Below are 17,199 nucleotides of genomic sequence, written 5' to 3' on the forward strand. Positions count from 1 at the left end.
CTTTAATAGTGTATCACAAACAATGTACCCGTTAATAATTTTGTAAAAGCTATGCAAAATATAACTTCTTTTAGCGAATGGACACTATTTTTGCCACATGACAAGGATTCCGTGGAAAAAGAAAGAATCATTGTGAAAAGGGGGCATTATATGTCGAAATTATCACGCTTAATCGAACAAGTAGAAATGGCACAAACATTATTATCATTGCAAATGGAACGCGAACAATTAAGAATGAAAGTGGAGCATTTAACCAATCTACTCACAGTTTATCAAAAAGTTAGCTTAGCAGAAACAAAGAGTCAAGTAAAGAATGCCTGTTCGCATATGAGTAGTACAAACGATGAGAATTTGATACACTTAAGAACAAATATACTTTAGCCTGAATGGGCAAAGATGAATAAATTAATAAAAAAGTAGCTGTTGTAGCGAACTATGATATTTTACGCTACAAGGTTAAAACAGATGAAATTACTCGAGGTGCTCTTTATGCAATTAATAGATGAAACATACCAATTAATAGAAGAATGTGATGCGTGTTTACACCGTTTTCATGAAATGCGACGTTTAGACAAGGAGCCGGATTTCTTTAATGAGGTCAAGCCACATGTCGATGAAGTCCATACACGTATTCACGAATGGCAGCAGCATGCGACAAATTGGATAAAAAGCCAGCACCCAAAAAATTTATATGTACAACAAATTGACCACGCAGCCGATGCAATGGAGCAATTTGTTGTACAGTCTTTCTTTAAAGGAACGAGCAAAAAACGGTTTATTCAATCGATCCAATCTGCCCAATATACATTAAAGCTACTCGCAACAAAGGTTGAGGAAGGTGAAGACGATGCTTAGCAAAAAAAGAACCATTTCGCAGCTTGTCGACGAGTGGCAATATGATGAGGAAATGAAGCAAAATATTGTCGCCATGCATACGATTGATGAAAAGCAGGCCCAATATGCAGATTTTCCGTCTAATTTACACCCATCGATCATTAAAGCATTGCATGGGCGCGGTATTGAGCAGCTTTATATCCATCAGCGCCAAGCATTCGACTATGCACAACAGCAAAAGCATTTTACTGCGATTACACCGACTGCTTCGGGAAAATCGTATTGCTACCATCTGCCGGTTTTACAGCAAATTTTAGAAGATCGCTCAAGTCGCGCTATTTATTTGTTTCCTACAAAAGCGCTTGCACAGGACCAGAAATCAGATCTTAATGAATTGATTGAACTGATGGATGAGGATATTTTGAGTTACACATATGATGGAGATACTGCACCAGGCATTCGCCAAAAAATCCGGAAAGCCGGCCATATTGTCATGACAAATCCCGATATGCTGCATTCAGGCATTTTACCGCACCATACGAAATGGGTATCCCTTTTTGAAAACTTGAAGTATATCGTCATTGATGAGTTACATACGTATAAAGGCGTGTTCGGTTCACATGTCGCGCATGTTATAAGAAGACTTCAGCGTATTTGCGAATTTTATGGAAGCAATCCGATTTTTATTTGTACGAGTGCCACAATCAAAAACCCTAAAGAACTGGCGGAAAGCCTGACAAACAGTAAGCATGAGCTGATCGAACAATCAGGTGCGCCTATCGGGAAGAAGACATTTATTTTTTACAACCCGCCGATCGTCCATCCGACATTTGGAGTTAGACGGAGCGCAGTGCTCGAAGTACGCGATATTTCGAAGCGCTTGTTTGAAGCGGGCATACAAACGATTATTTTTGCGAAATCAAGAGTTCGTGTGGAAATGCTCGTGACGTATTTAAAGTCGTTAACATCGAAAAAAATTATGGACGAATCGATTCAAGGATATCGTGGCGGTTATTTGCCGAGTGAACGGCGGGAAATCGAAAAAGGCTTACGAACAGGATCAATACAGATGGTCGTTAGTACGAATGCACTTGAATTGGGTGTTGATATCGGTCAATTACAGGCATGTATTATGACAGGCTACCCAGGGAATATCGCGAGTGCGTGGCAGCAAGCGGGCAGAGCAGGAAGACGTCAGGACGAGGCGCTCATTGTTTATGTTGCGCAATCAACGGCATTGGATCAATATGTTGTCCAAAATCCTAGTTATCTATTAGGAAGTTCACCAGAAGAAGCGCGTATTAATCCGGAAAATCTGTTAATTTTAATGGAGCATTTAAAATGTGCGGCATTCGAACTGCCATTTTCGATGGAAGATACGTATGGGGAATATGAAGTTCAGGAACTATTAGCCTATTTAGAAGAAGAGGGTGTTCTTGTCCGTACAAGCACGAAATGGCATTGGATGAGCGACAGATTCCCGGCACATGAAATTTCACTGCGTTCAGCTGCACAGGAAAATGTTGTCATTATCGATATTTCAACACCTGCCAATACGAAAGTAATCGGTGAAATGGATACGTACAGTGCAATGACTCTTTTACATGAAGAAGCCATCTATTTGCATCAAGGTATTCAGTTCCAGGTCGAAAAGCTCGATTGGGAAGAGAAAAAGGCATTCGTTCGTGAAGTGGATGTCGACTACTTTACAGATGCAAATTTGGCTGTCGAGCTGAAGGTGCTAAGTGAAGATAAATCGGCCCCATTTAAAAACTCGACAGTAAGTTACGGAGATGTCAGTATCTTAGCTATTCCGACCATTTTTAAGAAAATCCGTTTTAATACCCATGATAATATCGGATCTGGTCCGATTACGATTCCTCCAATGGAAATGCATACAAATGCGACATGGATGAGCTTTGAGTTGCCGAATAACTGGACGGAAGAACAACTGACCGATGCGCTGACAGGAGCTGCCTATGCAATGGGAAGCTTTATCCCGTTATTCATTCACTGTGACCGGTCGGATGTGTCGGTAGTCCCGCAAGTGAAAGCGGTTCATAATGAAAAACCGACATTGTTTATTTATGACAGTTATCCTGGTGGTATCGGTTTAAGTGAACGTGTGTACGATGTTTTACTGTCGCTGCTTGAAAGAACAGCTCAGCATGTGGAGAACTGTCCGTGTCAGCAAGGTTGTCCTTCATGCATTGGTGCGCAGGATAGTTTGGGAGAAAACAAAAAACAAGTTATGAAAGTGTTAAATATTTTAATCAACGAAATGATGTGAGAACATGTCGTATGAAAATAAGCTATTGCAAATGAAGAAACTGCTAGGCAAAAAAACGGAGCAAAAAAAAGAGAAACCAAAATTCATCAAACCTGAACCGCCTTTATATAGCGAACAATGGCAACAGGAAGGGCTTGAACTGGTAGAAAATGAATTCGGCATGCTTTTTAAACGGGAAGTGCATTATCCATTTGATTATCAGCACGGTGACTACAAGCTTGGGGAATTGTTTCCTTCCTTAAAGCGCTGGAAGTCCCAAGCTGAGGATCATCCGTTTGCCATTAGCGGTGATGAAACGATCGTGTTTTTTGATACAGAAACAACCGGTTTAAAAGGCGCGGGTACCCATATTTTTTTACTTGGTTTCCTGGAAGCAAATGATGAAGATTTTACGCTCACACAATATGTATTGGCGGACCCTTCGAATGAAGCGGCACTACTGTTTGAATCAAAGCTATGGCAGCGAAATGTAACGATTGTTTCCTATAACGGAAAAAGTTTCGACTGGCCGCAGCTTCAAGTGCGCTGGACATTGAACCAGCAATTTTTGCCGCCGCTGAAATCACAGCGGCAAATTGATTTGCTGCATAGTACGAAACGACTTTGGAAAGACGATTTATCACGCATGAAGCTTACCCAAGTTGAACAGGATAAGCTTGGGTTTTACCGAATCGGGGATATACCGGGTCATTTGGCTCCGATTATATATTTTGATGCGGTCAAAAGCGGGAATGCGGAAACGCTGATGAAAGTACTGTTGCATAATGAATGGGATTTACTGTCGCTGATTACATTGTATATTCATTCGACGAATTTATTGTTTGATGATATATCAACGGAGTCGGCAACAACGTATACGAATATCGGAAAATGGTTTGGCGATTTGAAAAAGCGGCAAACAAGTACGGAAATACTACAGGCAGTGACGGCACATTTCGAAACAAAAGATACCGGTTATGCACATTTTTATTTGGCATTTGAATTAAAGCGGATTGGAGAAACGGATTTAGCGATCCAATCATTCCAAACAGCACTTCCGGCCATCCCTGTCAGAAAACAGCTGCAGGCATACGAACAACTGGCAATGCTATATGAACATAAATTAAAAGACTACGAGCAGGCATACATTTATACGGAAATAGGGAATAATTTACTTCCTGAAATCCCGTTTCAAAAAGAATCACAGCTGCAAAATCAGCAAAGAAATTGGCAGAAAAGGCTTAGTCGTTTGGCCAATAAAAGAAATAAAAATTTTTTCGACAAATAATGAAAAATTTTTCGACAACTAGAACATATGTAGTCGTCCCATTTGTCAGACCTATGCTATAATAAATCAAAGAAGTAGCGTGATGGAAGGACGAGGAATAATGGATATTAAATTAACAGCTGACCATATATTGGAAAAAGAATTTAAAAAGAGTATGAAAGGTTATAACATTGACGAAGTGGATCAATTTTTGGATCTGATTCGTGAAGATTATGACACATTTACTGCAAAGATTGCTTCTTTAGAAGAGGAAAACGAGCGCTTAAAGCAAGAGCTGGCAAACTCAAGCCGCAAATCGGCGGTAGCTCCTGCTCCAACAGCGAATAGTACAAACTTCGATATTTTAAAGCGACTTTCAAACTTGGAGAAGCATGTTTTCGGGAGTAAGCTTTACGAATAGTTAAACTATTCATGGGAATATTGTTTTTTTTCTATTATTGCAGTATACTTTATTCATACATCAATATTCGAGTAATCGCTGCGACTTTTAAGGTCGTAGAGGAAAGTCCATGCTCACACGGTGCTGCGATGCCCGTAGTGTTCGTGCTTACTGAAAAAATAAGGTAAGGCAAGAGAATTTCTCTTGACGGCGGAAGGAACTCCTAAGTCTTTTAGATATGGACGAAACTTCCTGAAAGTGCCACAGTGACGGAGCTTATAGTGAAAACTATGAGGTGGAACGAGGTAAACCCCATGAGTGAGAAACCCAAATTATGGTAGGGGCACTCTCCTGAAGGAATTGAACGGATGGAGGGACGGTCAGCTTGGCCGTAGATAGATGATTACTACCTAGTCGTACGAGGCGCAAGCTGCTTGAGTACTTAGGAACAAAACATGGCTTATTGATTATTGATGCTTTTTTTTGAACATATAAAAGGGCTCTCCATTCTTTTGTGGAGAGCCTTTCTTAGTAGAAAAAATTATTATAAATATAAAAATAAAGGTTCATGACGGGGAATTAGGGAACTAAATCAATACAACAATACCTCCTTCTGTCGGAGTGAATATATAAAAACTGTTCTTTATATAAGGGTGAGATGTCTTGAGCGAATTGAAGTCTAATAAATCCATCATACAAGAGCTGGCATTGTCACAGTTTCCAAAAGAATTAATCGAAAGAGTTTTTGAAAATATTGCGGAAGGTATTATGATTACCGATCGATATAGAAGAATTTTATCGATTAATGTTGCTTTTGAGTTTGTTACAGGCTTTAAATTGGAAGAGGTACAAGGGAAGAAACCGTCTATTTTGCAGTCTGGCGTGCATGACAGAGCTTTTTATATTGATATGTGGAAACAAATTGGCAAGGCAGGCATGTGGCAAGGTGAAATTTGGAATAGACGCAAGACGGGTGAATTATACCCCGAATGGCTGACAATACTAGCAATTAAAGATGAAGCAGGTAAAATTACAAATTACTGCGGCATTTTTACAGATTTATCTGAACGTAAAATCGTGGAAGACGAACTTGAAAAAAGGGCTCTTCATGATTCATTAACAGATGTGTGCAATCGTTTTGCCTATATTGAACGTATGAATGCACTTCTGGAAGTGACAGAGAACAAGGTGATGTCGATACAGCATGCGGTTCTTTTTATGGATTTAGACCGCTTTAAGCAAGTGAATGATTTGCTCGGTCATGCCATTGGTGATCAGTTATTGGTAGAAGTATCCAAACGCGTGAAAACTTTAGTGAGAAATAAGGATATTTTAGCGCGCTTTGGTGGGGATGAATTTGTCATTACATTAGCAAATATCCAACATCCAAGAGAAGCTGCAAAATTTGCTGAGCAGGTGCTCCGGGTTTTTGAAACGCCGATTAAAATTCACGATCAGGATATTTATATATCGACAAGTATGGGAATCAGCATTTACCCGGCGGACGGTATGACAACAGAACAACTATTGAATCGTGCTGATCGGGCCATGTCATTTTCAAAAGACAATGGGCGCAATTGCTACTCATTTTACTTCGACGATTTGGAAACTGATTCGAATCGAGTGCTGACACTTGATAGTGAGCTCCGTAAAGCGATTGAAAACAGGGAATTTACGCTTGCCTACCAGCCGAAAGTTAGTACCGAAAACAATGAAATTATCGGAATCGAAGCATTAGTACGTTGGAACAGTGAGAAACTTGGCTTTGTATCACCTGCTGAATTTATCGAACATGCTGAAGAATCGGGTTTAATTATCCCACTGAGCGAAATGATTTTCGAGCTTGCATGTGAAGGCTATCATCAGCTTGTTTCTGCCGGGTACCCAAATGTACCGATAGCAGTAAATGTTTCGAGCATTCACTTCCAGCAGCAAAGCTTCTTAGATTCGGTTCAAAAAATTTTAGAGCGGAATAATGCTTCGGCACAAAGCTTTGAAATCGAAGTGACTGAGCGGACAGTGATGAACAGTGCGCAGGAGACAGTGAGTAAACTAGTAAAACTGAAGCAATTAGGTTTTAAGCTTTCGATCGACGACTTCGGGACAGGGTATTCTTCATTAAGTTACTTAGTGCGATTCCCGCTCGATGTGCTGAAAATTGACCGCAGCTTCATTCAGCATATTTGCTCGCTTGATGATAAGCAGGCAATTGTCGATGCGATTATTCAAATGGCGCATCGCCTGCAAATGAAAGTAGTAGCTGAAGGTGTGGAAACAAGCCAGCAAGTCGATTTGCTTAAATCGATGGGCTGTGATTATATTCAAGGGTATTACTACAGTAAACCTTTGCCTATGGAAGAATTAATCGACTTCATCCAATTTTGGGAAGTCGAGCATCAAGGAAGGATTTAAACGCATGACAAAATTTAATTTAGTTGCAACAGCTGCGATGGGCCTAGAGGCAATTGTAGCAGAAGAAGTACGTGATCTAGGATACGAAACACGTGTCGATAACGGCAAAGTATATTTTGAAGGCGATGAGATGGCGATTGCTCGCACGAATCTATGGTTGCGTGTAGCAGACCGTGTGAAAATCGTCGTTGCCCAATTCCCGGCTAAAACATTTGACCAGCTATTTGAAGGTGTAAAAGCTGTTCAATGGGAAAAATACTTGCCGGTGGATGCAAATTTCCCGGTGTCAGGTAAATCGGTCAAATCAACATTATTCAGTGTACCGGATTGTCAGGCAATCACGAAAAAAGCGATTGTTGAACGAATGAAGCTTGCCTATAAACGTTTAGGGTTTTTAGATGAATCCGGCCCGACATTTAAAATCGAAATTTCGATTTTAAAAGATATGGCAACATTAACGATTGATACATCGGGTGTAGGCTTGCATAAACGCGGATACCGCACGACACAAGGTGAAGCACCATTAAAAGAAACACTTGCAGCAGCATTAGTGAAAATTTCAAAATGGTCACCAAGCCGTCCGTTCGTAGACCCTTTCTGTGGTTCGGGAACGATTGCATTGGAAGCGGCTATGATTGGCCAAAATATCGCACCAGGCTATAACCGTGAATTTATTTCGGAATCATGGCCGTGGATGAAGCAGGATATTTGGGATAAAGCGCGTGATGAAGCGGATTCTTTAGCGAATTATGATCAGGAATTAACGATCATCGGTACAGATATCGATCATAAAATGGTTGCCATTGCGCAAGAAAATGCACTTGAAGCAGGCTTTGGCGATTTATTGACATTCAAGCAAATGCAGGCGACGGATTTCACAACGAAGCTGACAGACGGGGTTATTGTTACAAACCCTCCATATGGTGAGCGTATCGGTGAAGTAGAAGAAATCGAGAAAATGCTGCGCCAGTTTGGTCAAGTTATGCAAAACTACCCAACATGGTCAGTATACATGCTGTCATCAATGGAAGACTTTGAAGTACATTACGGTAAAAAAGCGACGAAAAAGCGTAAATTATTTAACGGATTCATCCGCACAGATTTATACCAGTATTGGGGTCAAAAATCTAAGCGCGAAAATTAATAACGAAGAGCGTGTCCGAGAAGACATTCCGGAGAGCGCTCTTTTTGTTGCATATTATTAGTCTTTTTTATGTGAATCGTTGTATAATGATAAGTACGGAATTTTTTGATATAAATTGTAAATTGTTAGTATTTGCGGGAGGAATTGTATACGTTCCTTCCGCCTCATATTGAGGGGGAACATCCATTTGAGAAAATCTTTACCTTTTGAATTATCGAGAGAGAAAACTTTCTTCGACTCTTTAGGCGATTGGTTAGGCGATGTCCTGTATGACGAATTGCCTGAACGAGGATTTGAATGCCGTGACGAACAAATTTTCATGGCTTACCAAATAGAGCAAGCTTTAAAAGAAAAGAACGTGTTATTTGCGGAAGCTGGGGTAGGAACAGGAAAAACAATTGCCTACTTATTACCGGCAGTATCTTATGCACGTTATACAGGAAAACCGGCACTTATTGCCTGTGCAGATGAAACTTTAATCGACCAGCTCGTAAAAGAGGGCGGCGATATTCATAAACTTCGTGATGTATTAGGACTGGATATTGATGTCCGTCTTGCAAAATCACGTGACCAATATTTATGTTTAAAACGCTTTGAAGAAGCGGAAAAAACGGAAACAGAAGAGTGGATTGATGATATTGCATTTTCAATTCCGGATGGGGTATATGCACAGGGCAGTATGATTGCCGTGCAGCCATACGGGGAGCGCTCGGATTATCCGTTAGTGACGGATGAAGACTGGGAGAAAGTAAACTATAATTCAATCATGCAATGTGCGGTTTGTGATTTACGTAATCGTTGCGGCCAAACATTACACCGTGCACATTACCGTAAATCGACGGATCTTATCATTTGTTCACAAGACTTTTTAATGGAGCATTTGGCGACAAAGGAATCACGTGAACGTGAAGGGCAATTACCGCTATTACCGGAAGTTTCAATGATGGTGCTTGATGAAGGACATTTACTTGAATATGCAGCCCAAAAAGCATTAACGTACAAAGTTCAGGCGTATACGATTGTAGAGTTATTGGAACGATTAATGGTAGATGGTGTTCGTGAGCGTACATTATATGCGATGGAACATTTACAAGATCACCATGAACTGTTTTTTGACCAGTTGCGTGAAGATGTCATTAAATCAGAAGAAGACCGTAAACGTATTGTGAAATCAGAGCGACTGATCCACTTAGGCGAGCGCGTCATTGCATATGTCGATCAGCTGCTGGAAGAATTCGTTTTTGAATCGGAACTCTATATGATTCCGGAATATGAGCTGAATATGGCGGAAGAGTTTTTAGAGCATTATGTAGCGGCAATTCGTATTTTTGTTGCACAAGGCGATGCTGTTGATTGGCTGGAGGATAATGATGGAGAAGAGACGCTCGTCATTATGCCGCGCCTGATTACAGATGTTCTTTCTGAAACGTTATTCTCGAAAAAAATGCCAATCGTGTTCTCATCGGCTACACTATCGGTAAATAAGGATTTCAGCTATATCGCATCAAGCTTAGGTATCGAACAATACCAAAGCTTCAGTGTACCATCACCGTTTGATTACGAAGAAGTAATGAAAATTTATTTACATGAACTTTCGCAATCCGAAAAAACTGCAAAAGTAGAGCAGCTTTTGAAAGATGGTAAACAAACATTAATTTTATTTAAATCAAAACAGGCAATGAATCACTTTAAATCTAATGTTGGTTTAATGGAACGCTTAAATATCGCATTTGAAGGCGACCGTGAGCTTTCGGCAATTGTCCGTGAGTTCCAAAACGGTGAAGTGAAAACATTATGTTCGTATCATTTATGGGAAGGCTTGGATTTACCGGAAGAAGCGTTAACGCGCGTCATTATTTTCGACTTGCCATTCCCGCCGCATGACCCATTATTTGATGCAAAACGTTCATTTGCACAAAATCCATTTGAAGAAGTTGAGTTACCATTCATGCAACTTCGTCTTCAGCAAGGAATGGGCCGTCTGATTCGTACATCGAATGATCATGGTGACATTCATATTTTATTAAATAATGAAGAAGCAAGCGTGAAATCACACTTCACAGATATTTTAGCAGTGGATCCACAATAATGTTCAACCCCGTTCGAGTGTTTCGAGCGGGGTTTTCCTTTTGGATTTGTAGGGGCGCGCTATTTTCTATTTAGTAGTAGTGATGTTCTAATTTAATGAAAAATCTTCTAATAAAATGCTGATTTTCTAATAAGTGAATCATTTCTTTTTAATATGAAGATGAAAAGTTCAAAGATAGTAGTGAAATCTTCTAATAATTATTAGGGTTGTTCTAATATCCGTAATTTTCTTCAAATAAAAAAACCTTTCATTGAAAGAATCAACAAAAGGCAAAAATGATTTACTCTTCTTCTTCAGTATCAATGGTATATAGAATAATTAAATCCCCGATACCTTCTAAAGTAGCAGGTATTTTAAATGCTTGCTTAAAGCCGTATAATTTTGTATGACCAACCATCACGGTAGGTGGCGTAATATCAAGTTCCAAATCATGTTGGACTGTGTATGTACATAAATTACCGGCAATCATATTCCCGAGTTCGCCTGTAAAGGACTCAAGCATAGCACCTTCTAAAGGCATTCCGAACATCGCAGAGCCGATTGCACTAAAACTTTCCGGTGTGCCGTCAATGATAATGCGTCCTTTAACATCACCAACTAATCCTATAAGCACACCCATCTCAAGTTGTTCGTACGGTTCATTTATGATGGAAGGAGATTTCACATCTATAATCATAGGTAATATAGTTTTTAGTGAATGGATTGTCCCGTTTAAGATAGTTTGAATATGCGTCGAATTACTCAATAATAATTTCTCCTTCCTAGACTTTTAATTCATATTAACATGTTGCTTCGGTATATGTATAGAAGAAAATTAAAAGACACTGTATTGACAGAAAATTTCGGAGCATATATAATGAAAATGATAATTATTATCAACAAATGGGGCGGTGTTTAAAATGTTGTATGCTTTTATTGGAGCAACAGTGATCGTTTATGTGGCAATTGGAAACTATGTTATGAAAAATACAGCAAATTAAAAATAAAATATTAAAAACTATTCATCGCATTGTCACATTGACAATGCGATTTTTATGTAATAGAGTAGAAATTTCATGAAATATGTTCCAAAATAGGAAGTATAGATATTTGATAAGTGAGGTCATCACATTGGTCAACGTTGTAAAGAGAAATAATATTTCGATCAAGGGTAAGGGAGAGCAAGTTTTATTATTTGCGCATGGGTTTGGCTGTGATCAAACTTTATGGCAAAGTTTGATTTCTTATTTTGAGGAATCGTACAAAATTATTCTTTTTGATTATGTAGGTGCTGGTAACTCCGATATAACGGCATATGATAGGGTGAAATATAATAGCTTAGATGGTTATGTACAGGATGTCATTGACATTATTGAGGCATACGATCTTAAAAATATTATTTTTATTGGTCACTCTGTAAGTTCGATGATCGGTATGCTCGCTGCTATAAAAATGCCGCAATACTTTTCAAAGCTTATTATGATAGGCCCTTCCCCTTATTATTTGAATGATGGAGATTATAAAGGGGGATTTGATCGAAGTGAAATTGATGAACTGCTTGTAACAATGGAAATGAACTTTGAAGGTTGGGCAAGCTATATGGCCCCAATTGCAATGGATCAATCAAGTGATGCACCATTAACAAAGAGACTTGAAGAAACATTTGTATCAACGAATTCAAGTATTGCGAGACAGTTTGCAGAAGTCACTTTCTTTAGTGATTCACGATATCGATTAGGGGAGACGCAAATTCCTATATTAATCCTGCAATGCGCGAATGATAGTATTGTACCGATTGACGTAGGCTATTATTTAAGCGCTCATATTCCGAACAATGAATTGGTAATATTAGATACTAGAGGTCATTATCCACATTTAAACGACCCGAAATTAACAGCAGAAATCATATTAAACTATATAAAATAAGAATAGGGGCGTATGCATTGATGGAGAGACGTCTAGCTCAATTGCCTTGTGGATATATTGTTACAAACGAGCAATATACAATTATTGATGTAAATGAAACATTTTTGCAATGGACAAATTACAGGCTTGAAGAGTTATATGGACAACATCTTGAAAAGTTGTTTTCATCCAGTAGTAAATTAATTTTCCATTCGTATTTTTATCCTAATATGGCAATGTATCAATTTGTAGATGAACTTTTTATTAATATACAGAATGCTGTTGGACAAACAATGCCATGTTTAGTCAATGCAAAACAAGTAAATAAGGAAGGTAAGAATTTTGTCGATATTGTCATGATGCCAATGAACAAGCGAATTGAATATGAGCGTGAAGTTCGACAAGCGAAACTATTATTGGAAGAAGCATATAACGAAAAAACAACCGCCCATGAACATTTGCAGCGAATTAATAAAAAAATTGAAGAGAAACAGCAGCAATTAATTCAACTGAACGAAGAACTACAGTATATTTCCAATACAGACAACTTAACCGGTATTGGCAATCGCCGTTTTTTTCAGCAAAAGCTTCAAATCCATATTGAGCAGTTTGATAAACATGGAATTCCATTTTCCTTGCTCGTAATGGATATTGACCATTTCAAACAGGTGAATGATATATATGGACATGCAATAGGAGATTTGGTTTTAGCACAATTAGGAGTTCTATTGAAAACAGCTGCTCGTGACCAGGATATTCCTGCACGATTTGGGGGCGAAGAATTTATTTTACTGTTAGGCCAAACAGATGAAGAGAAAGCGTTTGAAATTGCCCAACAGTTGATTAAACAGTTTGAGAAAACAATATGGCCATCAGTTGGTCGGTTAACGGTAAGTATCGGCTGTACAACATTTAAAAAGGGTGATACTGAGAGCTCTGTTTTTGAACATGCGGATGATGCACTCTATGAATCAAAGCGAAATGGACGCAACCAGGCAACACAGTATGAAGCGATGAAAAGGATGTAGCTTTCTTTTTTAGTTTTAGGATAATAGATACATACAATAAAAGGCTATTGAATTAATTACTTCATTAGCCTTTTTAATGTCGATGAAGTTTTCGTACAATTACATTTTCTTAATAGCTAAAGCCAATGTTCAATACAAGTAATTGATTGGTTGATCGTATCCAGACGGATTTTTTTGCCGATCGCCAAAGGGAACATCGGGTGGGTATGGGCACAGTCGATATCGGCAAGAATAGGAATAATTTTATCATCCAGCTGTTCCAATAACAGGTCAAGCGGCAGCTTGCCTGTCCCTTCATCATCAAAGAGCTCGTGTTTTCCAAGGATAATACCGCCAACTTTGTCGAATATCCCGTGCAATTTCAACATCGCAAAATTCTTTTCTACAGTTGACGCACACTTCAATGAATCCTCAATGAGTAATATATCACCGGTATTAATAACAGGAAAATAAGCTGTCCCGATGAAACCGTACATTGTATTATTATTGCCGCCTATTAAACGTCCTTCAACAACACCTTCATGAACACTGATCCATTTATTTGAGTAGAGTGTTTTTGGCTTCTCATAATCTAGCCAGTTAATCATTTCATCTGACCAAATTCGTGGCATTGGAATCGAGTACGGAACGCTTGGTTGACAAAAATAGCGGTCAAAATAATTGTATGTTTCATGGACAAGCGGCTCAAATTCTCCGAACGAAGGGATGAGTGCCGGACCGTAAAATGTAGGAATATTCGTTTTGGCAAAAAGAGCCAATAAAATTGCAGTAGTATCAGAGTAGCCGACCACAATTTTCGGGTCATTTTTAAACGCATCGTAATCTATATAGGGGAGAAGGCTATTCGAATTCGTACCGCCGATTGAGGACATGATCATTTTAATTGATGGATCTCTTAGTAGCTGATTAAATTCTTCAGCACGTTCCTTTGGCGTCCTGACCGATATCCATCTTGTTTACCTGTAAGATTTCCCTCGATAATTTGAAATCCTTTTTCCTCCAAAAATTCTTTACCGCGACTGTATCGCAACTTTGCGGTAGTAGTTGCCGGTACAGAAGATGAGAAAATGCCGATCTTATCTCCACGTTGTAATGGATGAAACATATAATCACCTATCTTTGCTAATTTATAGTTTCGGGTATATGTTAAAATTATACAATATATTCGAGCAGAAAAAAGGAAATAATAAATGTAGAGTATATGATAGAAAATGAGGAGGTGAGCAGCTAGTTACGGCAACTAGTGTCCAATGAACAAATTACAAAAAATTTATGATCAGGCAAAGCAAATGACAGCAGGTGGTAAGGTCGCCTCATATATACCAGCACTTGCTGCAGCAAATAGCGATTTGTTTGCGGTGAGTTTACTAAGTGCAGAACAGGAAATTGAATTAGGTGATTGTACAGAAACTTTTACACTTCAAAGTGTCGTGAAAGTAATCAGTTTTATGGTTGCTGCAAATCATCACGGTATTGAGGAAATCATGCATTATGTTGATGTGGAGCCGACAGGAGACTCATTTAACTCAATTGTGCGATTGGAAGGGCATAATAATAAGCCTTTTAACCCGATGATCAATGCAGGGGCGATAACAATTGCTTCGTTACTTCCGGGTGAGACAATGTTCGAAAAAGTGAAATCTGTGACGACTTATTTAGAACGCATGATCGGAAAGAAAGTGCATATTAATAATGAAATCTATTTTTCGGAATACCAGTCAGCTGATTATAATCGGGCAATCGCCTATATATTACAGGCGAACGGTTTCCTGAAATCTGATGTTGAGGAAGCTCTCCAAGTCTATTTACAGCTTTGCTCGATTTCAGTAGATGTGACCGACTTAGCGAAAATGGCATTTTATTTTGCGACTAATGGAAAAGATAGTGAAGCTTGCTGCAATAAAGAGGTAATTAATATTGCAAAAGCTTTAATGCTCACATGCGGCATGTACAATGCATCCGGAAAATTTGCAGCGTTTGTAGGGTTGCCGGCAAAAAGCGGTGTATCCGGTGCAATCATTGCCGTAGTCCGTAATGGTGAAATAGAACAACTGCAAGGTCCGATTGGAATTGGCATTTATGGACCAGCCATTGATCAAGTCGGCAATAGTGTAGCGGGTATCGAGTTTTTGATGCACCTGTCAAAGGAATATGATTTGTTTTGTTTATAACAGGAAAAGGAACATTCTCTCAAAAAAATGAAGGAATGTTCCTTTTTTAATTTAACGATAAGGAAGGAGCTCAATAACTTTCGTTGCTGTGTTTTTTACAAATGTGGCATCATGCTCCACAAATAACAAAGTTGGTTTAAATTGAGCAATCATTTTTTCAATCTGTTGATGGTTAAAAACATCTAAATAGTTCAGCGGTTCATCCCAAATATAAAATTCTGCTTCGAGTCCGAGCGACTTTGAAAATTCGACTTTCTTTTGCTGACCCATGCTCATCTTTTCAATTGGTACTTGAAAAACATCACGGTTAAATCCGAAAATACGCAAATTGTTTAAAAATAATGTGTAGTCGATTTGCTGCTCAAAGGCAAAGTCTTTTAACATCCCTTGATTATCCTCATAATTTTGGCGGATAACACTTGTGCTCAACCCTTGTGGCATAATCATTTCGCCGTCTACAGTACCAGGAAATGTACCCTGTAAATATTGAACAAGTGATGTTTTACCACTGCCATTCGGACCGACAATGGCAACTTGCTCCCCTTGGAAAATTTCAAATGAAATAGGTTGGAACAGAGGTCGATCATTGTAGCCCAACGTAAGGTTTTTCACGCGAAGTACAGGATTCCGATGCTTCAATTGGCAGTTAATCGTCAAATCGCTTATTGTTTCAATATTTTTCAGCAGCTTCGTTTTATCCTCAATTTTTTCCTGTGTGCGTTTTTCAATTGCTTTTGCTCGTTTATTCATGCGCTTTGCAATTGCATTTCCGAATGGATCATTTCCTGAAGGCTTTTCACGTTGCGCGGCCCAGTTAGACTTTTCGCGAGCCGTTTTTTGCAGGCGGTTGATTTCAGCGTTTAATGAGCGATTTTGCTCGAGTTCAAACTCGTCCTGTAGCTTCTTCTGCTGTTCATAAACTGAAAAGTTTCCTTTGTATACGCTAATTTGATTTTTTTCAATCGCCAAAATATGTGTGACAACTTCATCGATAAATTGACGGTCATGACTGACAACGATAAAGCATTTTTTCTTTTTTAAATAGTTTGCAACGATGGACCGGCCTTTCAGATCGAGGTGATTCGTAGGTTCGTCAAGCAGAAGAAAACGGTTTTCTTCACCGAAGACAGCAGCAAGCATTACTTTTGTTTGTTCGCCGCCCGACAATTGTTCAAAAGGCATCCATAACAACGATGAGTCAAGCGACAAAAGCTGGCATTCCCGCTCGAGCTTCCATAACTCAACGGGCATGACCTCATTAATCGCATAATACGTAGTAACCTTTGGATCACGAATGGCAAAGGGAAAATAATGAAATTCTTCATCACTTATTACTGTTCCGCTATATGGTAATTTATTTTGCAGTAAATGAAGTAAAGTTGTTTTTCCGCGACCATTACGTCCTATTAGACCAAGCTTCCAAGTATTATCGATCGTTATGTTTATATTTTTAAATAATGGTTCTTCGAGTAAATCATAGCTAAATGATACGTTTTTCAATTCTATTGGCATATAGCATACCTCCAAATTTTGATTTGAAAGTATACGCATTCACAAAGAATATTTATATATAAAAAATCCTTCTGAAAGTGTCAGAAGGATTAGTAATCATACGTAAATAAGCCTTTAAGTTCGCTAAAGGAGTATAAATGGGCAGACTAATCCTATTTTATGTGAAAATGCGTATACATTTTTACGTGT

At 38.8% G+C, this 17,199-nt stretch carries 13 protein-coding genes, 1 other RNA gene and 1 pseudogene; 12 read left to right on the forward strand and 3 right to left on the reverse strand.

The annotated features are described in order from the left end of the window. The first annotated feature begins 150 nt into the window (after nucleotides 1-150). From AC6CH1_RS04515 to AC6CH1_RS04555, 9 genes are all read left to right on the forward strand, one after another. Entirely contained in the window at nucleotides 151-381 is a 231-nt protein-coding gene (locus AC6CH1_RS04515) for a molecular chaperone (RefSeq protein WP_251688817.1), read from the forward strand. A gap of 108 nt (nucleotides 382-489) precedes the next feature. Then, nucleotides 490-855, forward strand: coding sequence for a YppE family protein (locus tag AC6CH1_RS04520; protein WP_251688815.1), 366 nt, complete (start codon nucleotides 490-492; stop codon nucleotides 853-855). After that, nucleotides 848-3,124, forward strand: coding sequence for a DEAD/DEAH box helicase (locus AC6CH1_RS04525; protein WP_251688813.1), 2,277 nt, complete (start codon nucleotides 848-850; stop codon nucleotides 3,122-3,124). The genes AC6CH1_RS04520 and AC6CH1_RS04525 overlap by 8 nt, the downstream gene beginning before the upstream one ends. A 4-nt stretch (nucleotides 3,125-3,128) precedes the next feature. Beyond that, the gene (locus AC6CH1_RS04530) at nucleotides 3,129-4,391 is read left to right on the forward strand and encodes a ribonuclease H-like domain-containing protein (RefSeq protein WP_498316429.1); all 1,263 of its coding nucleotides are present in this window, start codon (nucleotides 3,129-3,131) and stop codon (nucleotides 4,389-4,391) included. A 100-nt stretch (nucleotides 4,392-4,491) separates the two neighbouring features. Next, nucleotides 4,492-4,791, forward strand: coding sequence for a cell division regulator GpsB (gene gpsB / locus AC6CH1_RS04535; protein ID WP_079528712.1), 300 nt, complete (start codon nucleotides 4,492-4,494; stop codon nucleotides 4,789-4,791). Nucleotides 4,792-4,854: 63 nt separating this feature from the next. Continuing rightward, nucleotides 4,855-5,238: RNase P RNA component class B (gene rnpB, locus AC6CH1_RS04540), an RNA gene on the forward strand. Nucleotides 5,239-5,433: 195 nt separating this feature from the next. After that, on the forward strand, nucleotides 5,434-7,182 hold the full coding sequence (locus tag AC6CH1_RS04545; RefSeq protein WP_498316430.1) for a putative bifunctional diguanylate cyclase/phosphodiesterase: 1,749 nt from the start codon (nucleotides 5,434-5,436) through the stop codon (nucleotides 7,180-7,182). Nucleotides 7,183-7,186: 4 nt separating this feature from the next. Further along, on the forward strand, nucleotides 7,187-8,326 hold the full coding sequence (locus AC6CH1_RS04550) for a THUMP domain-containing class I SAM-dependent RNA methyltransferase (protein WP_251688807.1): 1,140 nt from the start codon (nucleotides 7,187-7,189) through the stop codon (nucleotides 8,324-8,326). A gap of 187 nt (nucleotides 8,327-8,513) precedes the next feature. Then, nucleotides 8,514-10,415, forward strand: a complete 1,902-nt coding sequence (locus tag AC6CH1_RS04555) for an ATP-dependent DNA helicase (RefSeq protein ID WP_251688805.1) — start codon at nucleotides 8,514-8,516, stop codon at nucleotides 10,413-10,415. Nucleotides 10,416-10,695: 280 nt separating this feature from the next. On the opposite strand, the gene AC6CH1_RS04560 is transcribed toward AC6CH1_RS04555, so the two are convergent. Continuing rightward, nucleotides 10,696-11,160, reverse strand: coding sequence for a chemotaxis protein CheX (locus tag AC6CH1_RS04560; RefSeq protein WP_427710604.1), 465 nt, complete (start codon nucleotides 11,158-11,160; stop codon nucleotides 10,696-10,698). Nucleotides 11,161-11,525: 365 nt separating this feature from the next. On the opposite strand from AC6CH1_RS04560, the gene AC6CH1_RS04565 reads away from it, so the two are divergent. After that, nucleotides 11,526-12,320, forward strand: coding sequence for an alpha/beta fold hydrolase (locus AC6CH1_RS04565; RefSeq protein ID WP_251688801.1), 795 nt, complete (start codon nucleotides 11,526-11,528; stop codon nucleotides 12,318-12,320). Nucleotides 12,321-12,340: 20 nt separating this feature from the next. Next, entirely contained in the window at nucleotides 12,341-13,327 is a 987-nt protein-coding gene (locus AC6CH1_RS04570; RefSeq protein WP_498316431.1) for a GGDEF domain-containing protein, read from the forward strand. 116 nt (nucleotides 13,328-13,443) lie between these two features. On the opposite strand, the pseudogene AC6CH1_RS04575 reads toward AC6CH1_RS04570, so the two are convergent. After that, nucleotides 13,444-14,432: pseudogene (locus AC6CH1_RS04575) on the reverse strand (S66 family peptidase). 145 nt (nucleotides 14,433-14,577) lie between these two features. Here AC6CH1_RS04575 and glsA point away from each other — a divergent pair. After that, complete coding sequence (gene glsA, locus AC6CH1_RS04580; protein ID WP_251688796.1) at nucleotides 14,578-15,498, forward strand: glutaminase A; 921 nt, start codon at nucleotides 14,578-14,580, stop codon at nucleotides 15,496-15,498. A 51-nt stretch (nucleotides 15,499-15,549) separates the two neighbouring features. Here glsA and abc-f read toward each other — a convergent pair whose 3' ends face one another. Continuing rightward, nucleotides 15,550-17,010 carry a ribosomal protection-like ABC-F family protein gene (abc-f, locus tag AC6CH1_RS04585; RefSeq protein WP_498316432.1) on the reverse strand — a complete coding sequence of 487 codons (1,461 nt, stop codon included), beginning with the start codon at nucleotides 17,008-17,010 and terminating at the stop codon, nucleotides 15,550-15,552. Between the last annotated feature and the right edge of the window lie 189 nt (nucleotides 17,011-17,199).

The organism is Solibacillus sp. GQ1, from assembly GCF_059758555.1.